Source organism: Rossellomorea vietnamensis, from assembly GCF_001305855.1.
Lineage (GTDB): Bacteria > Bacillota > Bacilli > Bacillales > Bacillaceae_B > Rossellomorea > Rossellomorea vietnamensis_A.
On the sequence record NZ_LIXZ01000019.1, the window covers coordinates 48,153 to 60,618 of the forward strand.

Below are 12,466 nucleotides of genomic sequence, written 5' to 3' on the forward strand. Positions count from 1 at the left end.
TAACGTGATACTCTTACTATATTACATATCCTCCAAAATGTTAACCTAAAAGACTTTGAAGACGGTGTTTAACTGTATCTTTCCCTAAAAGCTCGATGGCATTCGGCAATTCAGGGCCATGTGTCTGGCCTGTAACGGCTACACGGATCGGCATGAACAGCTTCTTCCCTTTATGTCCGGTCGATTTTTGGACAGCTTTTATCGAGGATTTGATTTCTGCCGCTTCGTACGTTTCAAGTGCCTCGATCTCGTTCAAGAAAGCCTGTAGCACTTCTGGTACTTGCTCTTCTTCAAGTACCGCTTTCGCCTCTTCATCATATTCAAGGTCCGTCTTGAAGAACATTTCAGACAGTTCCACGATTTCAGCACCGAAGCTCATTTGCTCTTGGTATAAAGAAATGACGCGGCTCGCCCACTCGCGCTGTTCATCGGACATGTTCCCGTCCAATTTACCCGCACTGATTAAATGAGGAAGGGATAGCTCCACCACTTGAGCCAGTTCTAAGTTCTTCATGTACTGATTGTTCATCCATGTAAGCTTCTGATTATCGAACAGGGCAGAAGAAGTGGATAAACGTTCAGGATCAAAGATTTCAATGAACTCATCTTTCGAAAACAGTTCTTCTTCTCCTTTTGGAGACCAGCCGAGTAGCGCAATGAAGTTGAACAACGCTTCTGGTAAGTATCCTAATGCTTCGTACTGCTCGATGAACTGAATGATGCTTTCATCCCGCTTACTCAACTTTTTACGGCTTTCATTGACGATCAATGTCATATGCCCGTAAACAGGTGCTTCCCACCCAAGTGCTTCAAAAATCATCAACTGTTTCGGTGTATTGGAAATATGATCTTCTCCGCGAAGAACATGGGTGATTTTCATCAAATAATCATCGACTGCAACAGCGAAGTTATACGTTGGTGTACCGTCCTTTTTTGCGATGACAAAGTCACCGATACCGTCTGATTCAAATGCGACATCCTCTTTCACGATATCGTTGAAGGAATACACTTTACCTGCAGGTACACGGAAACGAATGCTCGGCTTGCGGCCTTCTGCTGCCAATTTCTCCTGATCCTCTTCCGTCAGGTTTCGGCATTTCCCGGAGTAGCGGGGCATTTGTCCCGATGCTGATTGAGCTTCACGCTCCGCTTCAAGCTCTTCTTCCGTACAGTAGCATTTATAGGCTTGACCTGATTCAAGCAGCTCATTCAGATACTGCTCATAGATATGATTACGCTCGGATTGGCGATAAGGTCCGTATTCACCCGGCTTATCTGTACTTTCATCCCAATCAATCCCCAGCCACTTGAGATACTTAAGCTGACTTTCTTCTCCACCTTCGATATTACGTTTCTTATCCGTGTCTTCAATACGGATGATGAACTTTCCACCTGTGCTGCGGGCGTATAGGTAATTAAATAAAGCGGTTCTTGCATTTCCAATATGTAAATGACCCGTTGGACTCGGGGCATAACGGACGCGTACTTCCTGTGTCATGTATGTTCCTCCTCAAATTACTCATTAAAGTCTCTGACCTATTTTAACACCGTTAAGTATGGGAATAAAGCGAATTTGTCCCCTACTTCTTTTTAATCAATATCGTGGTTTGTGCAGCAATCCCTTCGCCTCTTCCGGTAAAGCCAAGCTTCTCGGAAGTTGTGGCCTTAACGTTCACTTCTGCTATATCCGCTTCTAATAACGTGGCGATGCTTTGTCTCATTTCATCAATATAAGGGGCCATCTTAGGCTTCTGGGCAATGATTGTGCAATCGATATTACCTAATTCATAGCCTTCTTTTTTCACAAGGGCCCATACGTGCTGGAGAAGCTTTGCCGAATCAGCATCCTTGAATTCTGGGTCGGTATCAGGAAAATGCTTCCCGATATCCCCTGCCGCAATGGCACCCAGACACGCATCCGCTACAGCATGCAGCAGGACATCCGCATCAGAGTGCCCCAATAATCCCTTTTCATATGGGATCGTAATGCCCCCCATGATAAGGGGTCTTTCTTCCACTAACTGATGAACATCAAATCCTTGTCCGATCCTAAACATGTTTCTCTCCTCCACTCATTTCCTCTCGCTTCTTCAAAATCGCCTCGGCAAAATATAAATCCTCAGGTGTTGTCAATTTAATATTGTCATAATCACTTTCAACGACAGCGACTTCAATATCCGACCTTTCCACCAGTGAAGCATCATCTGTACCAAGGAAACCATCTTGATCGGCTTCTTTATGTGCCTGTGTTAAAACGGAAACGCGAAAAGCTTGTGGGGTCTGAACCATCCACAAGCTTGAGCGTTCAATCGTTTCCTCGACTTCGCCATCCAGTACTTTCTTGATCGTATCTTTAACAGGAACCGCCGCAATGGCAGCCCCTGTTGAATATGTCTTTTCGACTAATTGGTGAATCGTGGATTCTTTAATAAATGGTCTTGCTCCGTCATGTACCAGAACAATCTCATGATCAACCTCAAGCAACGCATTGTATACACTATGCTGTCTTTCTTCCCCACCATCAACAAGCTTCACGACCTTCTTGATGCCGTAGCGCTCCAACAGGGCCTCAAACACATGTCGCTCTGATGGATGGATGGCTAAATAGATTCCCTTACAACGGGTGTCATGCTCGAAAACACGCAATGTATGAATGATGACAGGACAGCTATTCAACTCAAGGAGCAGTTTGTTTTTGCCCGCTTTCATCCTTTTCCCCTGACCTGCAGCCGGAATGACGACTTCATATTCCATAATATAACTCCTTTAACACATAAGTAATACTAATCATTATACCTTACTGCATCAATGGAGTCAGGCTGCAAACCGTTTTCTTACAATGCTTTTTCCAATTGCTTCGGTTTCGCAAAGATCATCCTGCCTGCAGATGTTTGAAGAACGGATGTGACAAGGACATCGATATACTTACCGATGTAATTACGCCCTTCTTCCACGACGATCATCGTACCATCATCCAGATAAGCGATTCCCTGGTTATGCTCCTTACCATCTTTGATGACCTGTACCTTCAATTCTTCTCCAGGTAATACAACCGGCTTGACGGCATTGGCCAGATCATTGATGTTCAATACTTGTACACCTTGAAGATCACACACTTTATTCAGGTTGAAATCGTTCGTCACAACGATTCCATTCGTAAGCTTCGCTAATTTCACCAGCTTCGAATCCACTTCCTGAATTTCTTCGAAGTCCCCTTCATAAATCTGAACCTCTACAGGAAGCTCTTTTTGAATGCGGTTTAAAATATCAAGGCCGCGACGTCCACGATTACGCTTCAATACATCGGAAGAATCAGCAATATGCTGGAGCTCTTCAAGTACGAATTGTGGAATCACCACGATTCCTTCTAAAAATCCTGTTTGGCAGATATCCGCGATACGTCCGTCAATGATCACGCTCGTATCCAATATCTTAAGGGTCTTCACACCCTCTTCATCCAAATCCTCTTCCGACCCTTTTTTCTTACCTCGATTTGCCGTGCCGAATAGATTGACCAGTTCATCCCTTTTCTTAAATCCAACCTGGAATCCTAAATATCCAAGAAGCAATGTTAATAGAATGGGAATCACCGTATTGACGATCGGAATCTCCATTTGATTGAACGGGATCCCAAACAAATACGCAACAAATAAACCGATAATCAGGCCTAAACTGCCAAATAACAAATCCGTTACCGGTGCCTTTACCAAGCTATCTTCAAACCACTTGACGAAATTGACGACATACTCGACTGCCCAAAACGTAAGAATATAAAAAATGATGGCACCAAATATAGCAGTCATATAAGGGTTATTAATTAAAGGAATGTCCGATAAGTTTATGACGGTAAATAATTCGGGAAGTAGAAATATCCCCAGTGTTCCTCCGACAATGAGGAAGCACGCTTGAACGATTCTTTTTAACATTCCCTCACCTCCTCCTACTCATTATAAACAATTTACTATTTTTGAAACGTCTTAACCTTGAAAATTTGAAATTTAATACAACGGAAACGATTTTGATACACTTATCCCATCTTATTAGCTTCCTTAAATGAAGGCTAACACGTCTAAATCAAACTGTCAATTTTTTGAAAATGATACAATTATCCCATTTCTGGCAGATATAGGCCTCTCTACCTACAGCTGTCGATCTGCAAACGTCTGTTCCTTGATCAATTTTAGACCCTCTTTGATTTTCCTTGCCCTCACTTCACCGATCCCTTCAACTTCATCCAAATCATCGACTGAGGCCCTCACTACATGATGGAGGGTTTCAAATCTCGTGATAAGATTTTCAATGATCACGATCGGCAGTCGCGGGATCTTATTCAACACGCGGTATCCTCGTGGATAGATGGCATCATCGTGATGGACATATCCGTGGTATCCGAGTAATTTTAATAAAACATTATCTTCTAATACTTCAGAGTGAACAAGTTCCTGGAACTTATAGAGAAGTTCGAACGGTTTGATATTTCTTTCCTGGGAATAGTCCCTGATGATGAGCATCGCTTCATCTTCAATATCCGCCAACAGTTCATTCATCTGCAGGCGGATCAATCTGCCCTCGACACCGAGCTCGCTGAGATAAGTCAATAACTCGTTCTTGATCCGGAGAACCATCTCGAAGCGGTGAAGAACCTGCAGTAAGTCACTTTGGGTGACAAGCTCCTCAAACTCAAGCACGGACAAATTAGAAATACTTTGATCGAGAACCACCTTATATTTCTCCAAGGTTTGGATCGCCTGGTTGGCTTTCGTCAAGATGACAGAGATGTCCTTTAGGGCATATCGGAAGTTCCCTTGATACAGGGTGATGACGTTTCTCCGTTGAGAGATGGCAATGACAAGGGCATTGGTTTGTCTCGCAACCCGCTCTGCCGTCCGATGTCTCATACCCGTTTCCGTGGAAGGTACGTACACATCGGGAGCAAGCTGTGCGTTCGCCAAAATGATCTTCGTTCCCGCTTCATTCAGAATGATGGCCCCATCCATCTTGGCCAGTTCATACAGGTAGCTGGGAGAGAATGCACAATTGATATGAAATCCCCCGTCCAGGACAGATTTCACCTTATCATTGTACCCAACAACAATAAGTCCCCCCGTATTGGCCCTCAGCACATTATCAATGCCGTCCCTGATCGGGGCACCCGGAGCAACGAATTGCAGTATATCCGACATAGACTTATCTCTTGCCTTCTTATCTTCCATTTCTTATCCTCCTAAAATAATTGACAGTGCTTCATTGATATTCGATACACCTGTGACCTCTATATCAGAAGGAGGCTGCCACCCGCTTAAGTTATTCTGGGGAATGATCACTCTCTTAAAACCCAACTTGGCTGCTTCCTGTACGCGTTGCTCAATTCTTGATACCCTTCTGATCTCACCTGTTAAACCGACTTCACCGATGATGCAATCATGGGCACTGGACGCCCTATCACGAAAACTTGAAGCGATACTTGCAGCGACAGCCAAATCAATCGCCGGTTCATCAAGCTTCACCCCGCCAGCCACTTTCAGATAGGCATCCTGCTGCTGCAAAAGCATCCCTGCACGCTTCTCCAACACAGCCATGATCAGTGAAACACGGCTATGATCGATCCCTGTTGCCATCCTTCTGGGATTGTTAAAACTCGTTGGGGTCACAAGGGCTTGAATCTCCACAAGAACCGGCCTCGTTCCTTCCATCGAGGCAACGACCGTTGAACCCGCTGCACCTTGTGAACGCTCTTCCAGGAATATCTCAGAGGGATTGGCCACTTCCTCAAGGCCCAGTTCCTTCATTTCAAAAATCCCCATCTCGTTTGTAGATCCGAAACGGTTCTTCACCGCTCTTAAAATCCGATAGGAGTGATGACGTTCCCCTTCAAAATACAGTACGGTATCGACCATATGTTCCAACAAACGTGGTCCTGCAATCGAGCCTTCCTTGGTAACATGCCCTACAATAAAGATGGCAATGCCCTTTGTTTTCCCGATTCTCATCAACTCTGCCGTACACTCCCTTACCTGGGATACACTGCCGGGGGCAGACGTCACGTCAGGATGAAAAACCGTTTGAATCGAATCGATGATGACGAAATCCGGTGAGATTTGCTCAATCGTTTGATGAATCAGCTCCAGATTCGTTTCCGCAAATATATATAAATCATCTGATTTCACACGCAGTCGATCTGCCCGGAGCTTGGTTTGCTTGATGGATTCCTCTCCGGAGATGTATAAAACCTTCTGCTTCTGATCAGCAAGCTGAGCCGACACTTGAAGCAACAAAGTGGATTTTCCGATGCCCGGGTCTCCACCAATCAACACAAGCGACCCTGGCACTACTCCTCCCCCGAGCACCCGGTTCAACTCTTTCGACTCGGTCAATACCCTCGGCTCCTGCTTGGTTTCGATGGAGATCAGCTTCTCTGCTTTAGAAGGTCCTGTGTTTTCTGAGTGCATAAACGACGTCCTGGGTTTCTTCCCGGTCATTTCAACCTCTTCCACCATCGTATTCCACTCGTTACACCCCGGACATTTCCCCATCCATTTAGCAGACTCATATCCACAAGATGAACACACAAACTTAGTCTTTTTCTTTACCAATCTATTCTTCCCCTCTTTTACTCTATTTGTACTCCTACCCATTCAGGATAATACCATTTGGAATGATTGTATCGGTTTTATGTATGGGATTCAATTGAAAAGCGCAGCCGGCTTGACCAGGCCCGAAAAGCATAAGACGAGCTCGCTGAAAAGGCGTTCTTTGCCTTTTTGGCGAGATTGACTTATGACCTCGAGGGACTAGCCGGCGGAGCTAGACAACAAGAAAAGCGCAGCCGGCTTGACCAGGCCCGAAAAGCATTCATTATGATAAAAGAGGTACACGAAAAACATATACGTGTACCTCTTTATCACCTTGCTATTATGTCGGAGTATTGGCTGCTTCCTCTTTATTAACCTTTACAACAAATTCACTTTCTTCTACGTCGATCAAAATATTCTGCCCTGTCAGCACTTTTCCTCTTAATAATTCCTCTGACAGTTTATCCTCTACATGTTTCTGGATGGCGCGACGCAGAGGCCTTGCTCCGTATTCAGGATCGAACCCTTCATCTGCAATCTTTTCTTTGGCTGCAAGAGAAAGCTCTAAATGAATATCCTGCTCTTTCAAGCGGTTTGTCAATTGATTCGACATCAATGTCACAATCTCTTTCAAGTGGTCTTTTTCAAGAGAGTGGAACACGATGATTTCATCGATACGGTTTAGGAATTCAGGTCGGAACGCACGCTTCAGCTCTTCCATGACCTTTCCTTTCATATCTTTATAATCCTGTTTCCCGTCCTGGATATTGAAACCCACGTACTTGTTGCTCTTAAGGGACTGTGCACCAACGTTTGAAGTCATGATCAACACCGTATTCCTGAAGTCGACGGTTCTTCCTTTGGAATCTGTCAAACGGCCATCCTCTAATACTTGAAGGAGAATGTTGAATACATCCGGATGCGCTTTTTCAATTTCATCTAAAAGAACGACCGAATATGGCTTGCGACGAACCTTTTCCGTTAACTGTCCGCCTTCTTCGTATCCTACATATCCTGGAGGTGAACCGACCAAACGGGAGGTCGAATGCTTCTCCATGTACTCGGACATATCGATACGGATCATTGCCTCTTCATCACCGAACATAGACTCTGCAAGTGCACGTGCCAATTCCGTTTTCCCGACTCCTGTAGGTCCCAAGAAAATGAAGGAACCAATCGGACGCTTTGGATCTTTCAGACCCGCTCTTGCACGGCGGACGGCTTTTGATACCGCAACTACTGCTTCTGACTGCCCGATGACTCTGGAATGAAGGATTTCCTCTAATTTGAGTAAACGATCCGTTTCCGTTTGAGCTAATTTCGATACCGGAACTCCCGTCCAGTTTGAAACAACCTTCGCAATATCTTCAACGGTCACTTCTGTATTTTCCTGCCCTTGCTTTTCTTTCCATGTGTTCTTTGTTTCTTCCAGCTCTTCACGAAGCTTTTGTTCTGAATCTCTTAGAGAAGCTGCTTTTTCGAATTCCTGGCTTTGAACCGCTGCATCCTTCTCTTTGCGGATTTCTTCCAGCTTTGCTTCAAGCTCTTTCAGGTTTGGCGGCGTCGTATAAGAACGTAAGCGCACCTTGGAACCTGCTTCATCAATTAAATCGATTGCCTTATCCGGTAAGAAACGGTCTGAAATATAGCGATCAGAAAGCTTCACTGCCGCGTCAATCGCTTCATCCGTAATAGATACGCGGTGATGCGCTTCATAACGATCACGTAATCCTTTAAGGATCTGGATGGACTCCGATGCCGTTGGCTCATTGACTTGAATTGGTTGGAAACGACGCTCAAGCGCTGCATCCTTTTCGATATATTTACGGTACTCATCCAATGTCGTGGCACCAATACATTGTAATTCCCCGCGTGCAAGGGATGGTTTTAAGATGTTGGAGGCGTCAATGGCTCCTTCAGCCCCACCTGCTCCGATTAACGTATGGAGCTCATCGATGAAGAGGATGATATTACCCGCCTGACGGATTTCATCCATGACCTTCTTCAGACGATCCTCGAACTCCCCGCGGTATTTCGTACCGGCTACAACCGTACCCATATCAAGGGTCATTACGCGTTTGTCTCGCAGGATTTCAGGCACTTCATTGGCGATGATCTGTTGTGCAAGACCTTCTGCGATCGCTGTCTTACCTACCCCGGGCTCACCAATTAACACCGGGTTATTCTTCGTACGACGACTCAGTACTTCAATGACGCGCTGAATTTCCTTGCTTCGACCAATGACCGGGTCTAAACTGCCTTCACGGGCAATGGCTGTCAAATCACGGGCTAAGCTGTCAAGTGTAGGCGTGTTGGCATTGGCGTTGCCTCCACCCTGATGGTTGCTTGAATCATTACTGCCAAGCAACTGCAATACCTGCTGTCTTGCTTTATTCAAGCTGACACCAAGATTACCAAGTACCCGGGCGGCCACTCCTTCACCCTCGCGGATCAACCCGAGTAAAATATGTTCTGTTCCTACATATGAGTGACCCAGCTTACGGGCCTCATCCATGGAAAGTTCAATCACTTTCTTCGCACGAGGTGTGTAATGGATCGTTTGAGATTTCTCGGTTCCTTTCCCGATTAACCCTTCGACTTCCTTCTGGATCTTTTCAGGGCTCAGTCCCAATGCTGTAAGTGCCTTGGCGGCGATTCCTTCACCTTCGCGGACAAGTCCTAATAAAATATGTTCAGTACCAATATTACTGTGCGACAAACGAATCGCTTCTTCTTGAGCTAATGCCAATACTTTTTGGGCTCTTTCTGTAAATCGACCAAACATCATATTATTTTTCCTCCTCACATGTATCTTTATCTAACTTAATTCGCTCCCGAATCAAAGAAGACCTTCTTATATCTCGTTCATTTGGTCTCAGTGGACCTCCGGAATATTGTTGTAAAAAACCAGGTTGGGTTAAAATCATTAGTTCATTCAATATATTCTTAGATATCACTTTGATGTATCCTAAATCGATTCCAAGCCTGACATCCGATAAACACTTCGCAGCTTCCTTGGACTCAATGATCCTGCTGTGCTCCAGCACCCCAAGAGAACGGAAGATCCTATCTTCTAATTGTATGTTTGACGTTTGAACTAATGCGTCCCTTGCCGATTGTTCTTTCTCGATGATCTGTTTCACGACACTTAACAAATCTTCTACGATATCCTCTTCCGACTTACCAAGTGTCGTTTGATTGGAGATCTGAAAGATATTCCCAAGCGCCTCGCTGCCTTCTCCGTATATCCCTCTTACCACCAACCCCAACTGATTGATCGCTGGAATGATACGGTTTAATTGCTGCGTTAACACAAGTCCCGGCAAGTGCATCATGACCGAAGCCCTGAGCCCCGTACCCACATTGGTAGGACAAGTCGTCAAGTAGCCATGCTTCTCATCAAACGCAAAGTCAAATTCACTTTCAAACCAATCGTCGATCTCATTGGCTTTCTGTAAAGCTTCCTTCAATTGCAGACCAGGATATAAACACTGTATTCGAATATGATCCTCTTCGTTTACCATTATGCTAATATCTTCCTCACTGGATAAAAGGACAGCTCCGTAGTTCGTTTCCTCTGCCAGATTTGGACTTATGAGGTGTTTCTCCATTAATACCCTCTTTTGGAGTGGCTGAATCTCACTTGTAGGTAAAAATTCTAATTCTCCTAAATTATTTGGATATGATGGGAGCTTCTCCTTTACCCGATCCACGATCTCCCTTGCTTCCTCAGAAGAATAAAGAGTGGAAAAACGGAAGTCCGTCAAATTCCTAGCGAGCCTTACCCTCGAGCTGAGGACAATATCCGAATTCGGCCCCTCTTCACTCATCCAGGAACTGACGGCATTACTTAAGAACTTCTCAAGATTCATTCTTTATCGCCTCCCTCTTTCTTTATCTCCTTTTCCAGGGAGCGGATTTCGTCACGGATCTCGGCTGCTTTCTCAAACTCTTCATCCTCAATCATCGTTTGCAATTCAGACTTCAAGTGCAATACCTTCTTTTTCACATGGATGGCTCCACCCATACGCTCCGGAACCTTCCCGTGATGTTCGACATTGCCACTATGAACACGCTTTAATAATGGTGTGAGTTCATCTTTAAACGTTTCATAACAATGAGCACAGCCAAAGCGTCCCACATTAATGAACTGATGAATCGTCATTTTACATTTTTCACACTGTAAAACTTCTGTCTTAGGAATCTCAGTTTCCTTAGCCTGCTTAAATGCAGGAGTTATATTAAGAAGACCTGCCAATAGATTGTTCACAGAAAACCCGGGAGAAGAGTCAAACATAAACATCTCACCCTTATCCTGAGCACATTGCTCACATAAATGAACCTCTGTCTTTTCCCCGTTTACCACCTTGGTAAAATGAAGGGTCGCAGGTCTTTCACCACACTCTTGACAAATCATCCCATTCACCTCTCCAACACTTACTCATACTTCAATGTATCCAGCATGGCTCTAAGCATTCTTCCTCGCAGGATATCCCGTTCAGGTAATTCGACCATGATGACCGATCGATCCATCACACTCAGCATGATCTTGGCTTCTCTTTCAGAAATGATCTCTTCTTCCACTAACCGAAAAACAATATCAGCTGCCGTATTCTGGCTGATCGTTTGGGTAATCAAGGCCACTAACTGATCGATCAAGTGAACCTGATCGTGGGCCTTCACCTTCATGATTCGGATGTAACCACCGCCGCCACGTTTACTTTCTACTACATACCCTCGTTCTATGGTAAAACGGGTATTGATCACATAATTAATTTGAGAAGGAACACATTGAAACTTATCAGCGATCTCGCTTCTTTTAATCTCGACTATCTCACTTTCACTGAGTTCTAACACATTCTTTAAATAGTTTTCAATGATGTCGGATATGTTCCTCATCAAACCTCCTCCTCATTTTGACTTTGACTATATTTGACTATAATTATACAACCGCGTTTTAAACTTTGCAATTATGAAGTTTGACCTTAGAAGTTTTCCTGTTTAAGGAAGGTTTTAAACGTGTGAATGTGAGATTGTGGGATAGAATTTTGGAAATGGGGCATTGGGTGGGTGTGGGTTTCTGAACGGGAACTTTGTTGGAATTGGTTTTAGGGGGTTTTTGATTAGTGGTGTAGTGTGGGTTATTGGATGGGTGAGAGGATTGATTATTTCATAGTAAGGGATGTAGTGGATCACTATGTTAGCTATTTAGATAGTGAAAGTGATCTCATTTGGATGAATGCTAGTGTTTTAACTGATGAGATGAGTGTGTGCTTTTGAAGATTTCGTGGTGATTGCGTCGTTTTTCATTTTATTGCGTCATTTCGGAGGGTGATTGCGTCATTTTTTTATTTTTTGCGTCATTCTAATCTTATTTGCGTCATTTTTTCTTTTATTGCGTTTTTTACCGATTAGTTCCTTTTATTATCTCACTGCTCATCCATTTATAACAACCAAAACAAAAAGAGTAACTCCTAAGAGCTACTCTTTCTTCACATTTGCCTGGCGACGTCCTACTCTCACAGGGGGAGCCCCCAACTACCATCGGCACTGAAGGCTGCGGCTAGTGATGAGCGGCGAATCTCTTCGTCCGCTTCACTCGTCCAGATCCTCGTGTGGGGGCCACACTCCGGTCTTCACTCCCTCGCGTCCTCGACCTTCTTGCTCCTCCCTACCCTCGCACTGCGGTCGAGGAGAGATCATGTCAATCCTAATGTTCTTCGAACAAATTCAATTCAACCCAAAAAAAGAGTAGCTCCTAAGAGCTACTCTTTTACTATTTGCCTGGCGACGTCCTACTCTCACAGGGGGAGATCCCCCAACTACCATCGGCGCTGAAGAGCTTAACTTCCGTGTTCGGCATGGGAACGGGTGTGACCTCTTCGCCATTATCA

General features: G+C 44.6%; 10 protein-coding genes and 1 rRNA gene. All 11 read right to left on the reverse strand.

Features of this window, described 5'->3' with window-relative positions; genetic code table 11:
* Positions 1-40: 40 nt before the first annotated feature.
* Positions 41-1,498: a glutamate--tRNA ligase gene (gene gltX / locus AM506_RS18495; protein ID WP_060674155.1), complete on the reverse strand. Its 1,458-nt coding sequence runs from the start codon at positions 1,496-1,498 to the stop codon at positions 41-43.
* An 82-nt stretch (positions 1,499-1,580) separates the two neighbouring features.
* On the reverse strand, positions 1,581-2,057 hold the full coding sequence (gene ispF / locus AM506_RS18500; RefSeq protein WP_060674157.1) for a 2-C-methyl-D-erythritol 2,4-cyclodiphosphate synthase: 477 nt from the start codon (positions 2,055-2,057) through the stop codon (positions 1,581-1,583).
* The gene (gene ispD, locus AM506_RS18505) at positions 2,050-2,754 is read right to left on the reverse strand and encodes a 2-C-methyl-D-erythritol 4-phosphate cytidylyltransferase (protein ID WP_060674159.1); all 705 of its coding nucleotides are present in this window, start codon (positions 2,752-2,754) and stop codon (positions 2,050-2,052) included. The genes ispF and ispD overlap by 8 nt, the downstream gene beginning before the upstream one ends.
* An 80-nt stretch (positions 2,755-2,834) precedes the next feature.
* Entirely contained in the window at positions 2,835-3,926 is a 1,092-nt protein-coding gene (locus tag AM506_RS18510) for a PIN/TRAM domain-containing protein (RefSeq protein ID WP_060674161.1), read from the reverse strand.
* 213 nt (positions 3,927-4,139) lie between these two features.
* Positions 4,140-5,213, reverse strand: a complete 1,074-nt coding sequence (gene disA / locus AM506_RS18515; RefSeq protein ID WP_034766024.1) for a DNA integrity scanning diadenylate cyclase DisA — start codon at positions 5,211-5,213, stop codon at positions 4,140-4,142.
* 3 nt (positions 5,214-5,216) lie between these two features.
* A complete protein-coding gene (gene radA, locus AM506_RS18520) occupies positions 5,217-6,593 on the reverse strand; it encodes a DNA repair protein RadA (RefSeq protein WP_060674163.1) in 1,377 nt (458 codons plus the stop codon).
* 319 nt (positions 6,594-6,912) lie between these two features.
* Complete coding sequence (clpC, locus tag AM506_RS18525; RefSeq protein ID WP_060674165.1) at positions 6,913-9,360, reverse strand: ATP-dependent protease ATP-binding subunit ClpC; 2,448 nt, start codon at positions 9,358-9,360, stop codon at positions 6,913-6,915.
* Between the two features lies 1 nt (position 9,361).
* The gene (locus AM506_RS18530; RefSeq protein WP_060674167.1) at positions 9,362-10,444 is read right to left on the reverse strand and encodes a protein arginine kinase; all 1,083 of its coding nucleotides are present in this window, start codon (positions 10,442-10,444) and stop codon (positions 9,362-9,364) included.
* Positions 10,441-10,989: a UvrB/UvrC motif-containing protein gene (locus AM506_RS18535; RefSeq protein ID WP_060674170.1), complete on the reverse strand. Its 549-nt coding sequence runs from the start codon at positions 10,987-10,989 to the stop codon at positions 10,441-10,443. The genes AM506_RS18530 and AM506_RS18535 overlap by 4 nt, the downstream gene beginning before the upstream one ends.
* 20 nt (positions 10,990-11,009) lie before the next feature.
* On the reverse strand, positions 11,010-11,471 hold the full coding sequence (locus AM506_RS18540) for a CtsR family transcriptional regulator (protein ID WP_060674173.1): 462 nt from the start codon (positions 11,469-11,471) through the stop codon (positions 11,010-11,012).
* 883 nt (positions 11,472-12,354) lie between these two features.
* Positions 12,355-12,466 (reverse strand): 5S ribosomal RNA (rrf, locus tag AM506_RS18545); the annotation flags it as partial.

Coding starts and splice junctions, on each gene's coding strand:
- disA (WP_034766024.1), bottom strand. CDS start 5,213: ATGGAAGATAAGAAGGCAAGAGATAAGTCTATGTCGGATATACTGCAA.
- gltX (WP_060674155.1), bottom strand. CDS start 1,498: ATGACACAGGAAGTACGCGTCCGTTATGCCCCGAGTCCAACGGGTCAT.
- AM506_RS18535 (WP_060674170.1), bottom strand. CDS start 10,989: ATGATTTGTCAAGAGTGTGGTGAAAGACCTGCGACCCTTCATTTTACC.
- ispD (WP_060674159.1), bottom strand. CDS start 2,754: ATGGAATATGAAGTCGTCATTCCGGCTGCAGGTCAGGGGAAAAGGATG.
- AM506_RS18530 (WP_060674167.1), bottom strand. CDS start 10,444: ATGAATCTTGAGAAGTTCTTAAGTAATGCCGTCAGTTCCTGGATGAGT.
- ispF (WP_060674157.1), bottom strand. CDS start 2,057: ATGTTTAGGATCGGACAAGGATTTGATGTTCATCAGTTAGTGGAAGAA.
- clpC (WP_060674165.1), bottom strand. CDS start 9,360: ATGATGTTTGGTCGATTTACAGAAAGAGCCCAAAAAGTATTGGCATTA.
- AM506_RS18510 (WP_060674161.1), bottom strand. CDS start 3,926: ATGTTAAAAAGAATCGTTCAAGCGTGCTTCCTCATTGTCGGAGGAACA.
- AM506_RS18540 (WP_060674173.1), bottom strand. CDS start 11,471: ATGAGGAACATATCCGACATCATTGAAAACTATTTAAAGAATGTGTTA.